A 20,049-nucleotide genomic window follows, 5' to 3' on the forward strand; every position below is an offset into this window, starting at 1 on the left:
CCCATGTCCCCCTTTCCCTCCAGGGAGCGTAGCCTGCGTCTGTCCGCCCTGCTGGCTTTGCTCATGATCACCAGCGCGGCGGTCCGGGCGCAAGCCGCCGGAGCCGTCCTCGATCTCGCCCCTGTCGCCGACACCTATCTCCAAGGCGGCGATCAGGCCGATACCAACTTCGGCGGCAACGCCACCCTCCACGTCCGTGGCTCCCGCAACCGCAGCTACCAGCGCCTCGCGTGGCTGCGCTTCGACCTGACCCAAGCCGCACACCGTATCCAAGCCGCCACGCTCAACCTCAGCCTCGCCTCGATTTACCGGGGGCGCCCCGCCTCCACCCTCGACATCTTCGGACTGGCGCCCGGCACGGCGCCCGACTGGGACGAGGCCACCCTGACCAACGCCAACGCCGCCTGGCCGGCGACCTCTGCCCACGAAGCGCCGGCGAACGCCATCCTCCTCGGGTCCATCGCCGTGCCCGCCACCGGAGGCGCCTCGGGCGGGGCTATCTTCTCCCTCTCCACGCCCGCGCTCGTCACCTTCCTCGAACAGGTCCGCACCGCTCCGTCGCGCAGCGCAACCCTCGTCCTCCGCGAACCCGGCGACAGCCCCAACGTCATCGCCTTCGCCAGCAAGGAAAACACCCTCTACTCGCCGATTCAGCTCTCGCTGACTCTCGACGCTCCGGTCCCGCCTCCGGACATCCCCGACCCGGTCTTTCCTCCTGCCGATCCTCCGCCTCCCGCGGTCACTCTGCTGCGCGAAAACGGCGCCACGTCCACCCACGCCACCATCCAGGCCGCCCTCGACGCCGCCCGGCCCGGCGACACCGTGCGGCTCCCCGCCGGCACCTGGCACGAGCCGATCACCTTCCGCGTCTCCGGCCAGCCCGGCCGCCCCGTCACCCTCACCGCCGAGGACAACGCCCGCGTCGTCATCGACGCCGCCGATCCGTTCTTCCAATCCGACCCGTCCGGACGCTGGCAGCAGGACCCCGACTCCGGCTTCTGGCGCGCCAGTCCTCCGCTGATTGCCCCCCTCCCCGGACACGCCATCACCACCTGGATTTCCCGCCACGGAACGGCCTCGGAGGAAACCGGACGCAGCGACCGGCTGCTGGCCGCTTATGCCAGCCTGCAAGGTCTCGCCGATGCCCCCCGCGGCGAAGGCACCTTCCGCGAACGCGACGCCCTCTACGTGAAGCTCGATGGCGGCGAGAATCCCAATACCGTCGGCCTCAACATCGCCCGCGCCCACGCCGTCATCGATCTCAACGGCCACAGCCATCTGCACATTCGCGGGCTCGAGCTCCGCAACGCCTCCTGGGCCGGTGTTGTCATCGGAGGGCCCGCCACCGACATCCACCTGTCCGATCTCGTCATCCGCAACTGCTTCCGCGGCATTACCACCCGCGGTGACACCACCGCCGCTGTGAGCATCCATGGCGTCCACATCGAAAACGGCATGCCTCCGGCCCCCGGCTGGGTGTGGAATGGCGGCTACACCAGCGGCGTTGGCCAACATCCCCAGGATGGCTCCGACGCCTTCGCCCCCTGGCGCGGCTTCGGGATCTCGCTCACCAACGCTCGCGACAGCGAAATCTCCGGCAGCCTCGTCAGCGGCCAGTGGGACGGCCTCACCGTCAAATCCAGCCACAACGTCCGCGTTCACCACAACACCCTCCGCAACATCATCGACGACGGCATCGAACTCGAGTCCGCCAGCCAGTCCGACGTGTTCGTTTACAACAACCACTTTCACGACGTGTTCGCCGGCATCAGCGTCACCCCCAACGGCCCCGGCCCCATTTATATCTATCGCAACGTCGTGGAGGCCACCCGTCGCAGCAAGGCCTCCCCCGGCTCAGGCAACCGCTACGCCTCCTACGGGATAAAAAGCGGGCACAACAACCTCGGCGTGGCCGAGAACATCAAATTTTACCACAACACGTTTTACAGCCAGAGCTTCAGCGTCTGGGAAAAACTCGGCGACCCCGCCCCGAACCGCTGGCACGGCTACGACTTCGTCAACAACATTTTTTACTCCTTCGGCGCCCGCCCGCAGAACGTCAATTTCCGTGGCGCCGACACGGCCGACACCGGCGGCGACAATCACTGGGAAGCCAATCTCTACAACCACGACCGCCCCGCCGGTGAACCCGCCGCCCTCACCGATCCCGACCTCGCCGGCCGCTTCGTCGATCCGCTCACGCCCGACGCCTCCGACCCCCGCGATCTGCGCCTGCGCGACGGCTCGCCCGGCCGCGGCGACGGCTCCGACCATCCCGCCCGCCAAGGCTGGCCCGACAGCGTGACCGCCTTCCCCGGCGGGCGCGACCGTGGCGCCTGGCAGGCCAGCATGGCCCCCGACGCCATCGGCGCGCCCGCGGCCTTCCTCAACGCCACCCCGGCCGACTGACTCTCATGTCCGCGTCCTTCACCCTCTCCACGCTTCCCCGCTTCGCGCTGCTCCTCGCTTTGGGGGCGTCTCTCCCGGCCCGCGCCGCCGTCACCCGCACCGGCTCCCACAGCGAGACCGTCCATGCCACGATTCAGGATGCCCTCGATGCCGCCCAACCCGGCGATACCCTCCGCATCGCCCCCGGCGTTTATCATGAAAACGTCGTCTTCCGCCGCTCCGGCACGCCCTCCGCCCCCATCACTCTCACCGGCCCCGGCGCGATCATCGACGGCGCCGCGGCCGATTACCAGCAGACGCCCGCCGGCAGGTGGGAACGCCTGGAGCGCGACGGACACGTTTATTACCGGACCGCCCTGCCGTTCGCCGACGAAGCCACCCCCGGCGCGGCCATCGGCACCTGGATCTCGCGCTTCGGCACACCCGGCACCAACCGCAGCGACCGCCTGATCGCCGCCTACGCTACCCCGGATGCTCTCCTCGACCCGGCCCCGCGTGGCGAAGGCAGTTTTCGCGACCGCGACCACGTCCATGTGAAGCTGGCCGGCAACGAAGACCCCAACACCGTTCCGCTCAGCATCGGCCGCGCCCTCGCCGTCATCGACACCGGCGGCCACAGCCACCTGCGCATCACCGATCTGGAAGTGCGTAACGGCGGCTGGACCGGCATCTACCTTGCCGCCGCCGACGGCGCTCCTGACGCCCAGTTCGCCGGCGGCACCGCCGACCTCGACGAACTCCCCCCGCCCGCCGAATCGCCCGCCTGGCGCGATGTCGAGATCGCCCGCGTCACCGTGCGCAACAGCTTCCGCGGCATCTCCACCGGCACCGGCGTCGGCTTCGACGTGCGCATCCGCGAAGTCCGCATCCTCAACGGTGTCGTCGATTCCTGGCCGTGGTCGGGCGGTTACCGCTCCGGCATGGGACAGTCCGAAGTCAACAACTCCGACACCCTCGCCCCTTGGCGCGGCTTCGGCCTGCGCCTTATCCACCTGCGCGACAGCGAAGTCTCCGGCAGCCTCGTCAGCGGCCAGTGGGACGGCCTCGGCATCAAGCGCAGCCGACGCGTGCGCATCCACCACAACACCTTTCGCCACATCATGGACGACGGTGTCGAACTCGAGTCGCCCGAGCAGGCCGACATCACGTTTTCCAACAACCACATTCACGACGCCTTCGCCGGCATCAGCGTCACCTCCAACGGCCCCGGTCCCATTCATATTTATCGCAACGTCGTCGAAGTCACCCGTCCCGGCGCCAGCAGCGGGCGCTCCGCCTCCTACGGAGTGAAGAGCGGCCACGACTCCCTCGGCCTCGCCAGGAATATCAAGTTTTACCACAATACCTTCTACAGCCAGGGCTTCAGCGTCTGGGAAAAGCTCGGTGATCCCCTCCCCAACCGCTGGCACGGCTACGACTTCGTCAACAACGTCTTCTATTCCTTCGGCAGCCGCCCGCAAAACGTCAACTTCCGCGGCGCCGGGGCGACCGACACCGGCGGGGACAACCACTGGGAGGCGAATCTCTACAACCACGACCGTCCCGCCGACGAGCCCGCCGCGCTCACCGTGCCCGACCTCGCCGACCGCTTTGTCGATGCCGGCCAGCCCGCCGGGCCGGGTCCCCGGGATCTGCGCCTGCGCGCCGGATCGCCGGGTTGCGGAGACGGCTCCGACTATCCCTCCCGCCAAGGCTGGCCCGACAGCGTGACCGACTTCCCCGGCGGACGCGACCGCGGCGCCTGGCAGGCCGGCATGGCCGCCGATGATATCGGGGCACCGCTTCCCGTCCTCAATGTTTCCCCTTCCCCCTGAGTCGTATTTACATTTGCCGGAAGCCGGTCCGATCGCTTTCCACATGCTCTCCGGTAATGCACACCGACAACCACTTCAACCACCTCTGCGAAACCCTGCGGCCCGATGCCATTCTGCCGTACAAGGAGATCGCCGGCCGCTCCCTCTCGCTCCATTTCTTCGACCCCGCCCGCCGCGCCCCGTCCGCCGGTGCCGCTCCCCCTCCGCCCGCCGGCCGCCCCGCCGTGCTGTTCATCCACGGCGGCGGCTGGATCAACAACGGCCCGCGCGTCGTGTATCCGTGGCTTGATACGTTTGCCCGGCTCGGCCTGGCCGCCTTCGGCCTCGAATACCGGCTCTCCCGCCCGCGCACGCCGGAAGAACTCGCCCGCGGCGAAAACGAATTCGCCAGCGTGCTCGATTGCGTGCGCGACGCCCGCTCCGCCATGCGACACCTGCGCCGCCACGCTGCCAGTCTCGGCATCGACCCCCAAAAAATCGTCGCCGGCGGCGGCTCCGCCGGAGCGCACCTCGCCGCGACCACCACGCTCCTCGACGGCGCCCTTTTCGACGAACCCGGCGAATCCGTCAGCGAATCCGCCGCCGCCCAGGCGCTCATCCTGCATTACCCGGTCATCGACACCTCGCCCGCCGGCTATGGTTGCGCCCGCCTCGGCCCTCGCTGGCGCGAACTCTCGCCGCTCCACACCGTGCGCCCCGGCCTCCCGCCGACCCTGCTCTTCCACGGCGAGGCCGACACCACCACGCCCGTCGCCGGTGCGAAACAGTTCGCCGCCGCCATGTCCGCCGCCGGCAACCGCTGCGATTTCCATCCCCACCCGACGGGCACGCATGGCTATCTCAAACACAACCGGCAAATTTTCGACGAAGCCGTCTCGATCCAGACCGCGTTCCTGCGCTCGCTTTCGTTTATCTGAGTCAGAAATCTCCGGATTTTTACCCAAAGGGCGCAAAAAACGCGAAGATCCCGTTGCCTGAAAACTTCGCGGTCTTCGCGACCTTTGTGTAAAATCCGGAACATCAGGCCCGCCGGGTCTGAAAACGTTTGGACAACATCAAACCTGCCCGGTCCGGCGTCCGCCTTCACCCTGCACCCTGTCGCCATCCTTTTCCCGCATGTTCCTCGCCGCCACCGATACCTCCGGCCTCCCCGTCCAGCCCCCGCTTCGCGCCCCCTTCGGCTGGCCGACCGTCGGGCTCGCTCCGCCCGCGGGCACATCCGCGACCGGCGGCAGCGTGCTCCTCACCTGGCCGCACGCCGGCAACACCGCATCTTCCCCCGGCGCTTCGCGCGGCGGCTGGTTGCGGATCGGCGTCTCGGTCGATGACCGCGAACAGAAAATCGTCACCGCCAGCCTCGCCCGCACCGGCGCCATGATCGGCCAGTTCGACCTCCGCTATTCCCACTCCATCGAACCCTGGCAGATCCAGCTCAACGCCACCACCTTGGCCGCCGCGCTCGAACAGGGTATCCGCCTCACCCTTACGCACGGCTCCACCCCGCTCTGGCTCTTCGCCCCCGCCCTTCCGGCTGGCGCGGAGGTGTTGGCCCCCCATCTCCTGCCCGATGCCCCCGTCGACGCGACCTCACCCGGCGCCGCCACCGCCGCATTTTTCCGCGTGCTCGGCTCTGTCGGCTCCGTTCAGACCTTCGGCTGGATGGAAGGCTGCATCCTCGACGCCCTCCACGATCTCCGGACCGCCACGGCTGGCACCACCGACGCCCTCCGCTGGCGCGCCGCGCTCGATGCGCACCTCGCCCTGTTTTTCACGTCCGACGGCCGTCTCGTTTACGAAGACCCGCGCGGACGCCCCTGCGACGACCGCATCTACGGCATCGAGGGCACCCTGCCCTTCGCCGTCCTCGCCAAGGTTGCGCCCCATCATCCTCTCCTCGATACGCTGCTCGCCTGGTACCGCGACCACCTCCACCCCGACGGCACCTTTCGCCGCCCGGAAAGTTACACGGCAGAAGGCAGCTACACCATCGCCTACCCTCTCGCCGTCATCGCCGGCCAGCGTCGCGACAACTCCCTCGCCTCCCTTGCCATCAACGTTCTCCGCCAGCGCCAGGAACGTCTCCGGCGGCCCGACGGACTCTGGCTCCGCCACCATCCCGACGATTCGCGCACCTTCCGCTCCTGGGCGCGAGGCATCGCCTGGTACCTGCTCGGCCTCGGCCGCTCGCTCGAGCATCTCCGCGGTCTCGCCGATACCGGCGAACCGGAGGCGGAACTCCGCGCCGCCGTCGCCTGGACGCTCGCCCTCCAGCGCGAGGATGGCCTCTGGGGTTGCTTCGCCGACGACCCCGCCTGCCCGCCCGACACTTCCGGCTCGGCCGGCATCGCCGCCGCGATCATGCGCGCCGCGCGCGCGGGTTTTGTCGACGCGGCGGAAGCGGAAACCGCCGCCCGCCGCTGCTGGTCCGGCCTGCTTCCGCATCTCACGCCCGACGGCCTCCTCGACGGCACCGCCCAGAGCAACCGCGGTGGCGAGGCCCTGCAACGCGCCCCCTACCGCGTCCTCTCGCCCATGGGCATGGGCCTCATGGGCCAGCTCGCCGCCGCCCTCGGCCATACGCAGGCTTCCCGCTGACACACCTCACATTTTCCCATAACACTATGACCATGAACCTCGCCGCCAGCCTCTACCGCCACTTCCCCCGCTACGAAACATACGACCCGCTCGTCCCCGTCTGGTGCGTCACGCCGCACGCCGGTCACTGCACCCACCGCTTCTTCGACACCTCGCCGATCAGCCCCTCGGGCCGTTACCTCGCCCTCCTCCGCCTCCCGTTCGAGGATCGCCAGCCCGCGCCCGGTGATGTCGCGCACGTCATCCTTGTCGACCTTCAGACCGGCGCTGAAACCGTCCTCGCCGACACCCGCGGCTGGGAACACCAGCTCGGCGCCAATCTCAACTGGGGCGGTTCCGACCACGAACTGTTTTTCAACGACGTGGACACCGCCACGTGGACGCCCTTTTCGTGGAAATTCGATCCGCTCGCCGGCACGCGCCAGCGGCTTGAAGGCACCGTTTATCATGCTTCGCCCGATGGACGCTGGCTCATCTCGTCCAACCTGGTGCTCACCCGCAAAACCCAGTGCGGCTACGGCGTTGTCGTCCCGGAATCCGCCTGCCCGCCCTGGCGCATCGGTCCGACCGACGATGACGGTTTCTGGCTGACCGACACCCGCACCGGCAAACGGCGCCTCCTTGTATCCATCAGGCAAATCGTGGATACGCTGTCCGCTCCCGGCCATCCCACGCCGCTGCGATGCGGCGAGACCAACCCGCCCACCGACCTCGACCGCTGCGAAATCATCGGCTTTCACAGCAAGTTCAACCCGCAGGGCGACGCCCTGATGCTCAGCCTGCGCTGGTTTCCCGCCGGAGAGTCGCCCGGCTGGGACATGTTCAAGGTCAACTACCAATCGGTGTGCTTCGCCTGGGTCACGCTCCGCATCGACCCCGCCACCGGCGAGCCCGACCTCGCCTCGCTCCGCTGCGCCACCGGCCCCGAACTCTGGCAACACCCCGGCCACCACGCCACCTGGTTTCCCGACGGACGCCGCATCTCGCAAAATCTCGCGCTCCCTTCCGCCGGTTCCGGCAACGAACTTCGTCTCGTCGAAGTCAACGCCGACGGCACCGGCCTGCGCATCATCCCCGGCACCGATCACCCCAAAATCCCCGGATCCGGCCACCCCACTGTCTATCCCGACGGACGTCATATTCTCACGGATACCTACACCAACGAGCAGACGGCCTTCGGCGACGGCACCGTGCCGCTCCGCTGGATCGACCTGCAAACGCGCACCGAGAAATGCCTCGTGCGCATCAACGCCCGCAATCCCGCCGCGGCCATCCACTCCGTGCTCCGCTGCGACCCCCACCCCGCCTGGGACCGCACCTGGCGTTATATCACCTTCAACGGCATGGACGGCGACACCCGCCGCGTCTACATCGCCGACCTGCAAGCCGTGCTCGCCGCTTCCTGATTCCGCCCTCCCCCTCCGGCCCAGGCCCGGCCTGATTTCGCAGTCCGGAGGCTTTTTCACATTTCCCAAAGCGCGGAGAGAGGCATCGCCAGCAATCTGTCGACCGCAGGGCCGGTCACCCGTTCCGGCAGCGCGGCGACGAAGCCTGCGGGGGCCGTTTGCGCCAGGGAAAATGTCTCGGCATCATCGAGGCTGAAATACGCGCGTTCCGGCGAGAGTTGCTGAGCCAGCGTGGATTTCCCCGTCTGCCGCGGCGCCCGGCAGGCAGACGACAGGCGTGTCACCCATCGCTGTTTCCAGTGCCGCCGTGACATGACGGGGATAAAGGTTTCCCGCGATTTTCCGTGCGTCCAATTGCTCTATACCGGAGCGTGGATGCGACTCAATCTGATGTCAGCGGAGCGTCCCTTTGCACAACAGAGCTGCATACGGTTCTCTGTTGGTTTACTTTTGTTTTTCCGCCCGTTCCTCCTCCTGTATCCTTATTCCCATGATTACCGTCCGCTCCCGACTCCTCCTTGCCGCCATCCTTGCCTCCCTCCTGCCGTTTTTCGTCGCGCCAGCGCTCCGTGCCGCCACCGCCGCCGCCGAAGCCGATTCACCCTACGCGAAGGCCGTCGCCGTCACGCCCCTCCTGAAAACCCGGACCGACGGCGCCGGCCAGCCGATCGTCTATCCGGCCGATGGTCCCGCCGAAGTCAGCGCCGTCCTCGTCGAGATCGCCCCCGGCCGCCAGACCAACTGGCACCGTCACCCGGTGCCCTGCTTCGGCTACATGCTCGAAGGCGAGGTGCGCGTCGAACTCGCCGGCGGCGAAACCCGGACCTTCCGGGCCGGCGAGGCCTTTGCCGAAGTCGTCAACGTGCTGCACAACGGCACCAACCCCGGTCCCGGACCCGCCCGGCTGGTCATGTTCGTCGCCGGCACCGCCGGCCGGCCCTATGCCGAAAAAGCGCCCGCGCCGGCCGCCGCGACGCCTGCGGCCCCCTGATAACGGGACGGTTTTCCCGCCCGCCGCCCTCCTGCTGGAAAACCCCCGGCAAACTATAACGCTCCGATTCGTCTCCCGCGCTTGCGGCGCGCTCCGGAAGGTGTTCATGTCGGCTTTGCTATGAAACGCCTCCGGTTGTACCTCCTCGGCATCGTCTGCGCATGGCCGCTCCTCGCGGTTGCCGTTGCGCCTGCCCAATCTTCAACCGAAACCCCGGCTCCCCCGCCCGCGACTCCCGCTTCCGAAACCGGCATCACGCCGCCCGCGAAACCCGATGCCGCCGCGTCCGCCGCTCCGGAGCCGGAATCCGCCGCTCCGGCAACGCCCGCGCCGGCCGATACCGCCGCACCTGCGCCCGTTGCCGCGCCTGTCGATACCGTCAAACCCCAACCCCTGAACGCCAGACCCGATGGCGAAGCCGCCCGCATCTTCGTCATCCCCATCCGCGAACAGATCACCCCGCCCGTCCTCTACGTCCTCCGCCGCGGCCTGAAAGAAGCCATCCGGGAAAACGCCACCGCCATCGTCCTCGACATGAAAACGCCCGGCGGCCGCGTCGATGTCACCCTCGACATCATGGAGGCGCTCGACCAGTTCCCCGGCGAGACGATCACGTACGTCAACGACGAGGCCATGTCGGCCGGCGCGCTCATTTCCGGCGTCACCGACAACATCTGGTACGCGCCCAAGGCCGTCATCGGCGCCGCCGAGATCGTCAACGGCGACGGCAAGGACGTGGACGAATCCATGAAGCGCAAGGTCGAGAGCTACCTCGGCGCCAAAATCCGCGCCTACTCGGAAAGCGACCCCCTCCGCGAAAAGGTGCTCGAGGCGATGATGAATCCGAAAATCGAGTTCAAGCTCGACGACACCGTCATCAAGCCCGCCGACAAGCTCCTCTCGCTCACCGCCACCGAGGCCATGCGCTCCTACGGCGATCCGCCCCGCCCGCTCTTCGCCACCGGCATCGCGACCACGATCGACGACCTCCTCACGCAAAAATACGGCGCGGACAACTACCGGTTCACCCGGCTCGAACTCACCTGGTCCGAGCAACTCGCCCACTACATTACGACCATCGCCCCCATCCTCATGGGACTCGGCCTGCTCGGCATTTTTATCGAAATGAAGACGCCCGGCTTCGGCTTCTTCGGCATCGCCGGCGGCATCCTCCTGGCGATTGTCTTTTTCGGCCACTACATCGCCGGCCTCTCCGGCAACGAGGCCTGGATCGTCTTCGCCTTCGGCGTGATCCTTGTCGTCGTGGAGCTGCTGTTTTTCCCGGGCACCGTGCTCATCGCCCTGACCGGCATCCTGCTCATGCTCGGCGCGCTCGTCTGGTCCATGACCGACCTCTGGCCCAACGAGCCCATCTCGATTTCCTCCGGCATGTTCACCCGTCCGCTGCTCAACCTTCTCGGCGGCATCGTCGTCGCCGTGATCGGGGGCATCGCGCTGATGCGGTTTCTCCCGCGCGGCTGGTTCCTCGACCGCCTCGTCCTCAGCGCCGCCATCGACGGTGCTTCCGGCGCGGTTATCGACGACATCGAAGCCGCCCCCGGTTCCGAAACACCTGTCGTCGGCCAGACCGGCGTCACCGTTTCCGCTCTCCGCCCCGCCGGACAAATCAGGCTCGGCGACCGCCACTTCGAAGCCCGCGTCGCCGTCGGCACCCTCGACAAGGGACGCCCCGTGCGCGTCATCGGCCGGCAGGGGTTCGAACTCCTTGTCGAGGAAGAAACCGGCAACAATAACGACTGACATCCACCCGCCGCCGTCCACCCTCCCTCTCTCTCCCGCCCTCACACAGTCTCTCGTCTTCAAGTCCTGCCCCTCTCCCGATGACCACCCTCATTCTTCTCTTCATTGTCGGCATCATCCTGCTCGCCGCCGAGGTGATCGTCCCCGGAGCCGTCCTCGGCACCCTCGGCGCGCTCGCCATGCTGGCCGGTTGTGTGATCGCCTTCTGGCAACACGGCCCGATGGGTGGGGGCGTGGCCGTCGCCGTCGCGCTCTTCCTCGTCGGCCTGATGCTTGCCATCGAATTCCTCATCCTTCCGCGCACCCGCTGGGGCCGCCGGTTTTTCCTGCACAAGAGCATCGACAGCCGCAGCCAGCCACCTGTTGCCGATGCCGCCGCCATCACCCGCCGCACCGGCGAAACCCTCACCACGCTCGCCCCGACCGGGTACGTCCTCGTCGAAGGCCGGCGCTACGAGGCCACCTCGCGTTCCGGGCTCATCGAAAAAGGCACGCCCGTCGCCGTCATCGGCACGGAGACTTTTCAGCTCGTCGTCGAAAAAATCACCGGCGACAATCCCCCTCCTGCCGCATCCTCCACGCGCCCGCCGGTCACACCGGGCCTGCCGGCCGACAACGACCTCAACAAACCCGTCGATCTCCTCACCGCACCCGTCTACCTCCCGCCCGTTCCACCCGCGCCCCCTTCTTCCAAACACTGAACTCCGTTCATTTTTCCACCAACAACCCGTAACACCAACCCACCATACCAACCATGCCTGGCCAACTCGTCACCGTTCTCGGCATCGCCGGCCTTATCGCCGCCCTTGTCCTCGCGTTCATTGTTTTCTCCTTCTTCAGCGTCTGGCTGCGCGCCTGGCTGGCGGGAGCCTACGTCGGGTTCACCGAACTCATCGCCATGCGGCTCCGCCAGGTGCCCTACGGCCTGGTCGTTGACGCCCGCATCACCGCCCGCAAGGCCGGCATCGACATTTCGATCAACGACATCGAGGCCCACTTCCTGGCCGGCGGCAACGTCGTGCCCACCGTGCAGGCCCTCATCGCCGCGCAAAAAGCCGGCATCGAGCTCGACTGGCGCCGCGCCTGCGCCATCGACCTCGCCACCAAAGGCTCCGGCAAGTCCGTCGGCGAAGCCGTGCGCACCAGCGTCGATCCCAAGGTCATCGACTGCCCCAACCCCGAAGGCGGACGCACGACCATCGACGGCGTGGCGCGCGATGGCATCCAGGTAAAGGTCAAGGCCCGCGTGACCGTGCGCACCAACCTCGACCGCTTCGTCGGCGGCGCCAAGGAAGACACCATCATCGCCCGCGTCGGCGAAGGCATCGTCACCACCATCGGCTCGGCCGACAGCTACAAGGTGGTCCTCGAATCTCCCGACAGCATCTCCAAGACCGTGCTCGCGCGCGGCCTCGACGTCGGCACCGCCTTCGAAATCCTCTCCATCGACATCGCCGACGTGGACGTGGGCGAAAACGTCGGCGCCCAGCTCCAGGAAGCCCAGGCCCAGGCCAACAAGTCCATCGCCCAGGCCCAGGCCGAAATCCGCCGCGCCGCCGCCGTCGCGCTCGAACAGGAAATGAAAGCCCGCGTGCAGGAAATGCAGGCCAAGGTCGTCGAGGCCCAGGCCGAAGTCCCGCTCGCCATGGCCGAAGCCTTCCGCAAGGGCAACCTCGGCGTCATGGACTACTACAAGATGGAAAACATCCAGGCCGACACCGGCATGCGCAAGTCGATCGGCACCGACGACAAGAAGTAACGCCGGCCTGCCCCGGCTGCAGAAACGGCCCGCGAAACACCCGCAATGACACGAAAAACGGAAATACAGCCGGTTTCTTTTTCGTCTCATTACACGGGCTTCGCGGGCTCTCCTCCCTGACCCCCCCTCCGCCATGAAGTGGATCACCGAACATTTCCAGATACTTTTCGTCATCGCCGGCGTCGTTGCCTTCTGGATACAGAAGCGCCGTGAGGCCGCCGAAGCCCGCCGCGAGGCCGAAGCCGCGATGGAAGCCCGCCGCCAGCGCCAGGCGCAACAACAGCGCGGCGCGCCGCTCCAGCGTCACGCACCCGACAGCGCGGACGCCGAACGCACGCGACGCATCCAGGAAGAGATCCGGCGCAAGATCGCCGAGCGTCGCGGCGAGGTTCCCGGCATGCCGCCGCCGGCCCCGGTCGCCCCGCCCCCCCTGCCCCGTGCCGAACCCGCGGCCCGCACCCGGGAGCCCCGTTCCAACGCCTATGACACGGCGGAAGAGCGGGCCGTGCGCGAACGTCAGCGCCAGATGGCCGAACAACTGGCCGCGCTCGAAGCGCAACGCGCCGCCGTCCGCAACGAGGCGGTGGAAATACGCGCCCGGGGCGCCCGCCCCCCCAAGCCCGAGACCGCTCCGGCTCCCGCTTTCCGTTCCGGTCTGCCCGTCTCTCTCGCCGCCGACCTGCACGACCGTTCCAGTCTCCGCCGCGCCATCATCCTCAAGGAAATCCTCGACACTCCCAAGGCGCTGCGGGCGTAGTGACCCGGATTAGCCGAGCCAAAACCGAAGGAAGTTAACTACAGAGACACGAAGACACGGAGGACAAACTCCACAAAGCCTCCTGTCAGGAAAAACCTGATTCTGCTCTGTGGTCCGCTCTGTGCCTCTGTGTCTTTGTGGTTCAATTTCCGGAAAACAGGCATCGGGTTACAGAAGGAAATCATACCAGCGTCCCGAATGTTTTTGATTTTACACCAAGGCCGCAAAGGACGCGAAGAAGGTAACTGGCAATCCTTTGCGCTCTTTGCGGCCTTGGTGTAAAAATCCGAAGGCTTTGGGGCTTTGGTATCATACGCTTTCGCGGGTAATTTCTCACGATAGCATTAGCGAATGCCTCCTGCCTCCTAACCCGCCCGGCCGGCCCCGGCTGCCTTCAGCCAGCCGGCTTTCCGTGCCAGGAGCGCGATCAGCATCCCGGCGACGAACCCGCCCGCGTGCGCCCACCAGGCCACGCCGCCCTCGCCGCCAGCTCCGAGCAATTCGCCGATGCCGCTCCACATCTGCACAAAAAACCACAGCAACAAAAACACCACCGCCGGCACCGGCACCACCGGCACGATCCAGGGCACGAGCGCCACCACCCAGGCTGTCGGGAAAAGCACGAGATACGCGCCGAGCACGCCGGAAATCGCGCCGCTCGCGCCGAGCATCGGGATCACCGATCCCCACGAGAAAACCGTCTGCGCCGCCGCCGCGGCCACGCCGCCGGCGAGGTAGATGCACAGAAAACCGGCCGACCCCGTGCGCGCCTCCACGCTGCGGCCGAAGATCCAGAGAAACCAGCAATTGCCCAAAACATGCGCCACGCCGCCGTGCAGGAACATGGAGGTAAACAGCGTCTGCCACTGCCCCCCGTCGCGCCATCCGCCGACGAAGCGCGCCGGCACCAGCGAATGCGTGAGGATGAAAGTCTCCAGCGAATCCGGAGCCTGTACCATCAGGAGCATTTCGTAGCCGAAAACAACTATGCAGGCGGCGATGATCAGAAACGTAAAAACCGGCGGCCGGCGGTGCGGTTGAGTATCCCAGAGCGGAAGCATGGTGCGTTGACAAAATGAGCGGAGCGGCGGTTTGCAATCGTCGTCGGAGCTGACGAGCGTCGGCCAGCCCGGAGCGGCGGCATTCCTGCCGCTGCGACGAGGCGCAACGCGCCTCGCCCTTACCGGTGTACAACTGCGAATTCTCCGAACCAGGCGACGGCAGTGCTCTGGAAACCATCACCCCGAAAAGCAAAGCGCCCGACACCTCACAATCGCGCCGACCGCTTCCCGAGCGCCGCGATCTCCGCTTTCGGCGGCACGCTGATCCCGTCGGCCCATTCCCCTTTGACCAGCACCTCACGCGGGATCGCCGGCAGGCCGCGTTCGTTTTGCAAGATCTGCCCCACCAGCAAATCCACCGCCACCGAACCATGCAGCTCGTGATGCTGGTTGAAGCCTCCAAGATCCGGATACTCCGGCGCGCGATCCACGCTGACAAGCGCCACGTCCTGCGGCACACGCCAGTTCATCTGCCTGATGGCGCGTTCCACAGTGGCTTCCGCGAGCACCACATCCGGCCTGTTTTCCCGAAGCCATTCCTGGATACGGGGAATCTCGTCCATGTGAGACCTGGCAAACCGGCAAACCCGAATTTCCACGCCACTCATCTCCGCCGCCCAGCGTTCCCGTGCATAGAAGACCGGATACAAAACGCCGTGATTCACACGCGCATCGTATTCGTCCGACACCGCCACTCCGATGCGCCGGTAGCCCAATTCCACCGCCTTGCGCAGCATCAGGTCAAAACCGTGCGCGGCATCGATACCCACCCGGTTGAGCATGGGCGACCTGAGTGACCAGGCCATGGTCACTGCCACAAAATGAGCCCAGTCAATCCCCTGGAAAATGTCACTTGCATCGACCAGTCCGGGGATAATGAGCCCGGGGATGTTCCGGCTGCGAAGCATCTGGTTGAGCCGGCGCGCGGTGAGCCCCGGTTCGTGCAGCCAGACCGGTTCCAGCCCGTATCCGAGTTCCTCCGCCCTCGCCCTTGCGCCTGCGAAGTGGCGCTGCATGTGCATGCCCTGATCCCCGATCCGTCCGCTTTGCCGGTTGGCGACAAGGAACGCGAGCGTCGCCTGAAATGCCGGTGTCCGCCGCGTCCGCAAATGCGCCATCCAGGCGGAGGCAAAGGCATTCGGCTTCCAGCCCAGTTGGCGCGCCACCGCCAGCACCCGCACCCGGGTGGCGGCGGGGATTTTCGGATGTCCGTTGAGCGCATAGGACACGGTCGGCTGGCTGCATCCGCAGGCGGCGGCGATTTCCCGGGTAGTGGGCATGCGAAGTGTTGTCGGGGCAATGGTCTTCATCGGCGAGCCTGACCTTGGTGATCGTGATAACTGGAGGAAATCTTTCTTTTTAGGCCCCGGTGGCAATCTTTTCGTTTCGTCAAAACTCCAAACCTCCCATCTCATGACATCTCCACTACTTCATTCCAGTGTTTCGTTATTCCGCATCGCATGCGCCGCAGTTCTGGCGAGCACCCTATCGGTTGTAACCTCCGGCGCAGAGCCCCAACCCTTCTCCTACAGCAATGACTTCAGCGCGCATGGAGCCTCCGCGAAACAGATCACCACGACAGCCACCAGCGCCAACGACTATTTCTCCAAATACTCCGAAACAGGCACATGGGAACTCATCAATGGTCGTATCAAGGCAAGCTGGACAGGATCGCCAGAGGGCGTCTCAAGTTTCGTGAAACGGGATTTTCGAGACGGCAATCTATTGGGCGCCGGTCTGTATATTGATAATCCATCGCTCACGGTCACGACCTGGTGGGCAAACGGCAATAGCAGCGATGCCTTTCTTTGGAGCTACTTCGGGGTTCTCAATGCCTCCGGGCAAGGTTACATCGCAGCCGTTTCCCGATCAGGGATCGTCCAGTTTTTCGAGGTCGATACCCTGTCCTCCGACACCTCTTCCTGGACGCTGCTTGGTTCCCAAGAGACAGGGTTCAAGCAAGGCCTAAACGACAGAAACTCCTTTGCCTTTTCAATCCAGGGTAACGATCTCACGCTTACGAATACGAAGCTTTCAGACTCAACAAATGCATCGTTTTCTGTAACATTAGCATCACTCACGTATTCAGAATTCACTACAATAGTACTTGGCGGCAAATTCGGGACAGGCCCATCGGGGTCCAATTTCAATCCAAACTTTGATGATCTGCTGGTGACAGGCACGATGGCAGGCACGTCCATCCCCGAACCGGGTTCGGTCGCCCTGGTGTTCGGCGCAGTCGCCCTGGCGGCCATCGCCCTGTCCCGCAGACGTCTCAGGTGACTCCCCCCCTTCGTTGCGCCAAAAGGACAAGGGTATCCCGCTTCATCGTTTTTATTCGTGTCCATTCGCATCCATTCGCGGTTGGTTTGTTTTTAGGTGTTCCCATGAGAGCCCTCGCCGTTTTTCTCACCGCCGTCTGCTGCCTGTCTCCGGGTTACTCCGAGGTTATCTGCAACCTTGGTGATCCGCTGGATTTCGAGATCATCGTGCAAAAACGGCAGGAAAAACGGCAAGACACCTCCCATGAGACGATGCCGGACGGAAAACCCGCCATGCGCTTCCATTGGGACAGCAGTCGCGCGGAGCATTTCGAATTTACCATCCGCGAGCCCGTGTATCTGCCCCGCTTTGACAACGCCGTCGCCAGCGTCGAGATCTACATCCCGGAAAATTGCCAGGCCCGCAACCTCAACCTCCGTTTGCGCGACAGCGAGGGCGAACACCTGCAATACCGGATGCCGCTCGATACCCGAACGGCGGGCTGGCAAACGATCCGGTTCACCCTCGACTCCCACACGGCGCCCGAGGCCGGGACGTGGCCGGGCGGCAGGAACGCCAACCGGAAAATCGACTTCCCCGTGAGTCTTGTCGGCTTCGCGTCCGAATTCCGGGCCGATACCGGCCCCGGCTGGCTTGGCTTTGGCGATGTCGGATTCGACATCGTTTCCGCTCCGCCCGAGATAACCCTGGAGACGGGGACGGGCTCGGCGATCCACGTCATGATTCCCGGCGAGGAAAAGACCGCCGCCCTGCGCGTGACCAATCGCCGTCCCGACAACCGCGAATTGTTGCTCGAATACAGTATAAACGATGCTCGCGGACAGCGTATCAGCAGGAATGCGAGCCGCTTCGGCCTCGCCCCCGGCGAATCCAGGCGCATTGCGCTGCCCCCTCCCGCGAAGTTCGGCGTGTATGCCATCGACACCAGATTGTTCGAACTCACCGGTATCAATAAAAACATTACCTCAAAAGCATCCCCATCCCATGCCAGGCGATTGAGCTATGCCTACATGCGCCCGGCCGGCCCCACGCCCGGCCGGGCCAAGGGTTTCCTCTTCGGACTTTCCGTTCATTCCCAGCACTATCCCGGGACCGTACAGGAGCGCGAGGCCCTCGCCGCCGCCTGGTGCGGGGCCAAGGTTTACCGGGAAGACATCTATTGGCGCCACGTGCAGCCCCGCCGCGACGCATGGACATGGAATCGCTACGATTCCCTGATGGGCGTCTACGACAAATACGACATGGAGATGCAAGGCATCTATGTCTATGTGCCCGGATGGGCGCATCAGTCGTTCCTCACGGATCGCGTCCTGGATGACTGGGGAGAATTTGTCCGCGAGGTGGCCAGACATTACCGGGACCGTATCCGCTATATGGAGGTCTGGAACGAGCCGGACATCCAAAGCACTTTCCGGAATGACCCCGCATTCTATGTCGAGGTTCTCAAACGCACCTATGCCGAGGTGAAGCAGGCTGTCCCCGAGATGACCATCCTCACCGGCGGCTTTTCCGGGACGGTTTCCACCGAACGACAAACCGGTTTTGTCCGGCATGTGCTCTCCGGGGCCAGGGGATTTTACGATGTCATCGCGTTTCACGGACATGGCCCCATCAACGGCTACATGCCGCACATGAACGCCCTCCTCGACATGCGCAAGGAATTCGACATTACCGCTCCGTGGTATCCCAACGAGACCGCGGCTCCCGTCAACTGGGTCGGCGAATTCGGCCAGGGGCCGACCCTGTTCAAGAAGCTGCTGGTCAGCTGGGCCAATGGCGCGGTCGGTTACACCTGGTATGACCTGCGCAACGACGGCTTCGACCCGAAGAACGTCGAGCACAACTACGGCCTGGTCACGTACGATTTTTCCCCCAAGCCCGTCTATGGTGTTTACAACATGCTCGCCGGATATTTCCGCGAAGCCGGGTTTCTTCGCACCATCGACCCGGACCCCGCCGTCAGGGCCTTTCTCTTCCGTTCCCGCGACGGCGGCTTTCTGCTCCCGGCCTGGAGCAACGATTCGAGCGACCGCCTGCTTCATCTCACCGGCATCACGGGCAAGGCCGTGTCGGTCGATCTTTTCGGCAACGAGACGCCGCTTCCCGTCCTCGACGGTTCCCTCGCCTGGTCTATCGAGGCAACTCCCGCGACGCTTCGTATCATCGGACAGAATACGGAACCCGTCATTGCCGGGGAATTCATCGGTGGCGACGGAGTCCTCAACATCACGCCCGGCGGTGAACAAACTTTCCGACTGGGCCTCCGCAATCCGACGAAACATGAGCTGATTTTTTCACTGACATGTACGTTGCCCAAGGGTCTTTCCGGCAAAGGACTCGAACGACGGATTCACCTACAGCCCGGCCAGAGCGACGAGCTCGCCCTCCCGCTTCGGGTGGCGGACAACTTCCGTTCGCTCCCCGGGCGTCCCGCGACCCTTCTCCTGAAGGCCGACCTGCGCAAATCCGACGGTTCCCTTCTGTGGGCCGGCACGCTTCCCCGTGAAGTGCGCACCACGGTGTCCATCCCCGGCAACGGTTTTTCGTCCGCGCCCACGTTCGACCTGCGTGACGCCTCCCTGGTCACCCGCCTGGTTCCCTCCGCCCACGCCAACGAACCTTTTTACTGGAAGGGACCGGAAGATCTGAGTGCTCGCATCTGGCTTGGACGCGACCGCGAGAACCTTTTGCTCAAGGTCGTTGTCACCGATGACATCCACGTGCAACCCCATCGCGGCTCCGGCGTGTACAATGGCGACAACGTGCAGATGGCCCTCCAGCTCCCCGGCCAGCCGGGCCTGTGGGAAATCGGTCTGACGCTCCGTGATGACGGCGAGAGCGAGACATTTGTCTGGCTGGCGCCGGACGGTTTTGACCTGGCCCGGACCGCCGCCTCGATCAGACTGTCCGCCAGTCGCGACGAATCGGCCAAAACCACGACCTATGAAGCCGCGATTCCGTTTTCCGCCATCGGGCTTTCCGCGGATACCGGCCGGCGCGGCTTTCGCTTCAATTTGCTCGTCAACGACAACGACGGCCCAATGCGCGAAAGCTACATGTGTATCGCGCCCGGCATTGCCGACTCGAAATCACCGCAACGCTACCCGACGGTCTCGTTCCACTAACCGGCGCCCGGGCGTCACGGGACTCACCAGCCTGCCCTGGTCATCCATCCGGCATGACCGGCAAACAAAACAGGTCAGGCCAGTGATC

15 protein-coding genes are annotated in these 20,049 nt (G+C 65.3%); 12 read left to right on the forward strand and 3 right to left on the reverse strand.

Going from position 1 to position 20,049, the window contains the following annotated elements:
- Positions 1-3: 3 nt before the first annotated feature.
- The 5 genes from OPIT5_08050 to OPIT5_08070 all read left to right on the forward strand — a co-directional run bounded on the left by OPIT5_08050 (position 4) and on the right by OPIT5_08070 (position 8,224).
- On the forward strand, positions 4-2,409 hold the full coding sequence (locus tag OPIT5_08050) for a hypothetical protein (protein ID AHF90185.1): 2,406 nt from the start codon (positions 4-6) through the stop codon (positions 2,407-2,409).
- A gap of 5 nt (positions 2,410-2,414) precedes the next feature.
- Positions 2,415-4,223 carry a hypothetical protein gene (locus OPIT5_08055; GenBank protein AHF90186.1) on the forward strand — a complete coding sequence of 603 codons (1,809 nt, stop codon included), beginning with the start codon at positions 2,415-2,417 and terminating at the stop codon, positions 4,221-4,223.
- A gap of 56 nt (positions 4,224-4,279) precedes the next feature.
- Positions 4,280-5,140, forward strand: coding sequence for a lipase (locus OPIT5_08060; protein AHF90187.1), 861 nt, complete (start codon positions 4,280-4,282; stop codon positions 5,138-5,140).
- Positions 5,141-5,339: 199 nt separating this feature from the next.
- A complete protein-coding gene (locus tag OPIT5_08065; protein AHF90188.1) occupies positions 5,340-6,818 on the forward strand; it encodes a glucuronyl hydrolase in 1,479 nt (492 codons plus the stop codon).
- A gap of 32 nt (positions 6,819-6,850) precedes the next feature.
- Positions 6,851-8,224 (forward strand): hypothetical protein, encoded by a 1,374-nt coding sequence (locus tag OPIT5_08070; protein ID AHF90189.1) that lies wholly within the window; start codon positions 6,851-6,853, stop codon positions 8,222-8,224.
- Between the two features lie 56 nt (positions 8,225-8,280).
- Here the strand turns inward: OPIT5_08070 and OPIT5_08075 are convergent, their stop codons facing one another.
- Complete coding sequence (locus OPIT5_08075) at positions 8,281-8,538, reverse strand: hypothetical protein (GenBank protein AHF94185.1); 258 nt, start codon at positions 8,536-8,538, stop codon at positions 8,281-8,283.
- A gap of 176 nt (positions 8,539-8,714) precedes the next feature.
- On the opposite strand from OPIT5_08075, the gene OPIT5_08080 reads away from it, so the two are divergent.
- The 5 genes from OPIT5_08080 to OPIT5_08100 all read left to right on the forward strand — a co-directional run bounded on the left by OPIT5_08080 (position 8,715) and on the right by OPIT5_08100 (position 13,492).
- Positions 8,715-9,215, forward strand: coding sequence for a hypothetical protein (locus OPIT5_08080; protein ID AHF90190.1), 501 nt, complete (start codon positions 8,715-8,717; stop codon positions 9,213-9,215).
- 120 nt (positions 9,216-9,335) lie between these two features.
- The gene (locus tag OPIT5_08085; protein AHF90191.1) at positions 9,336-10,976 is read left to right on the forward strand and encodes a hypothetical protein; all 1,641 of its coding nucleotides are present in this window, start codon (positions 9,336-9,338) and stop codon (positions 10,974-10,976) included.
- An 80-nt stretch (positions 10,977-11,056) separates the two neighbouring features.
- Positions 11,057-11,677, forward strand: coding sequence for a serine protease (locus OPIT5_08090; protein ID AHF90192.1), 621 nt, complete (start codon positions 11,057-11,059; stop codon positions 11,675-11,677).
- 53 nt (positions 11,678-11,730) lie between these two features.
- Positions 11,731-12,735, forward strand: coding sequence for a hypothetical protein (locus OPIT5_08095; protein ID AHF90193.1), 1,005 nt, complete (start codon positions 11,731-11,733; stop codon positions 12,733-12,735).
- Positions 12,736-12,868: 133 nt separating this feature from the next.
- The gene (locus OPIT5_08100; GenBank protein ID AHF90194.1) at positions 12,869-13,492 is read left to right on the forward strand and encodes a hypothetical protein; all 624 of its coding nucleotides are present in this window, start codon (positions 12,869-12,871) and stop codon (positions 13,490-13,492) included.
- Positions 13,493-13,857: 365 nt separating this feature from the next.
- Here OPIT5_08100 and OPIT5_08105 read toward each other — a convergent pair whose 3' ends face one another.
- Together OPIT5_08105 and OPIT5_08110 are read right to left on the reverse strand one after the other, a co-directional pair.
- The gene (locus OPIT5_08105; protein AHF90195.1) at positions 13,858-14,553 is read right to left on the reverse strand and encodes a peptidase S54; all 696 of its coding nucleotides are present in this window, start codon (positions 14,551-14,553) and stop codon (positions 13,858-13,860) included.
- Between the two features lie 206 nt (positions 14,554-14,759).
- Complete coding sequence (locus OPIT5_08110; GenBank protein AHF90196.1) at positions 14,760-15,863, reverse strand: LacI family transcriptional regulator; 1,104 nt, start codon at positions 15,861-15,863, stop codon at positions 14,760-14,762.
- A gap of 103 nt (positions 15,864-15,966) precedes the next feature.
- Here OPIT5_08110 and OPIT5_08115 point away from each other — a divergent pair, with 103 nt between their 5' ends.
- Together OPIT5_08115 and OPIT5_08120 are read left to right on the forward strand one after the other, a co-directional pair.
- Complete coding sequence (locus OPIT5_08115; GenBank protein AHF90197.1) at positions 15,967-16,836, forward strand: anchor protein; 870 nt, start codon at positions 15,967-15,969, stop codon at positions 16,834-16,836.
- A 104-nt stretch (positions 16,837-16,940) separates the two neighbouring features.
- Positions 16,941-19,961 carry a beta-1,4-xylanase gene (locus OPIT5_08120; GenBank protein ID AHF90198.1) on the forward strand — a complete coding sequence of 1,007 codons (3,021 nt, stop codon included), beginning with the start codon at positions 16,941-16,943 and terminating at the stop codon, positions 19,959-19,961.
- Positions 19,962-20,049 lie beyond the last annotated feature (88 nt).

The sequence above is a fragment of the Opitutaceae bacterium TAV5 genome (genome assembly GCA_000242935.3).
Classification (GTDB): domain Bacteria; phylum Verrucomicrobiota; class Verrucomicrobiia; order Opitutales; family Opitutaceae; genus Geminisphaera.

Excerpts from the sequence above, each read along its gene's own strand:
- OPIT5_08050 (AHF90185.1), top strand. The coding sequence starts at position 4 with ATGTCCCCCTTTCCCTCCAGGGAGCGTAGCCTGCGTCTGTCCGCCCTG.
- OPIT5_08055 (AHF90186.1), top strand. The coding sequence starts at position 2,415 with ATGTCCGCGTCCTTCACCCTCTCCACGCTTCCCCGCTTCGCGCTGCTC.
- OPIT5_08060 (AHF90187.1), top strand. The coding sequence starts at position 4,280 with ATGCACACCGACAACCACTTCAACCACCTCTGCGAAACCCTGCGGCCC.
- OPIT5_08065 (AHF90188.1), top strand. The coding sequence starts at position 5,340 with ATGTTCCTCGCCGCCACCGATACCTCCGGCCTCCCCGTCCAGCCCCCG.
- OPIT5_08070 (AHF90189.1), top strand. The coding sequence starts at position 6,851 with ATGAACCTCGCCGCCAGCCTCTACCGCCACTTCCCCCGCTACGAAACA.
- OPIT5_08075 (AHF94185.1), bottom strand. The coding sequence starts at position 8,538 with ATGTCACGGCGGCACTGGAAACAGCGATGGGTGACACGCCTGTCGTCT.
- OPIT5_08080 (AHF90190.1), top strand. The coding sequence starts at position 8,715 with ATGATTACCGTCCGCTCCCGACTCCTCCTTGCCGCCATCCTTGCCTCC.
- OPIT5_08085 (AHF90191.1), top strand. The coding sequence starts at position 9,336 with ATGAAACGCCTCCGGTTGTACCTCCTCGGCATCGTCTGCGCATGGCCG.
- OPIT5_08090 (AHF90192.1), top strand. The coding sequence starts at position 11,057 with ATGACCACCCTCATTCTTCTCTTCATTGTCGGCATCATCCTGCTCGCC.
- OPIT5_08095 (AHF90193.1), top strand. The coding sequence starts at position 11,731 with ATGCCTGGCCAACTCGTCACCGTTCTCGGCATCGCCGGCCTTATCGCC.
- OPIT5_08100 (AHF90194.1), top strand. The coding sequence starts at position 12,869 with ATGAAGTGGATCACCGAACATTTCCAGATACTTTTCGTCATCGCCGGC.
- OPIT5_08105 (AHF90195.1), bottom strand. The coding sequence starts at position 14,553 with ATGCTTCCGCTCTGGGATACTCAACCGCACCGCCGGCCGCCGGTTTTT.
- OPIT5_08110 (AHF90196.1), bottom strand. The coding sequence starts at position 15,863 with ATGAAGACCATTGCCCCGACAACACTTCGCATGCCCACTACCCGGGAA.
- OPIT5_08115 (AHF90197.1), top strand. The coding sequence starts at position 15,967 with ATGACATCTCCACTACTTCATTCCAGTGTTTCGTTATTCCGCATCGCA.
- OPIT5_08120 (AHF90198.1), top strand. The coding sequence starts at position 16,941 with ATGAGAGCCCTCGCCGTTTTTCTCACCGCCGTCTGCTGCCTGTCTCCG.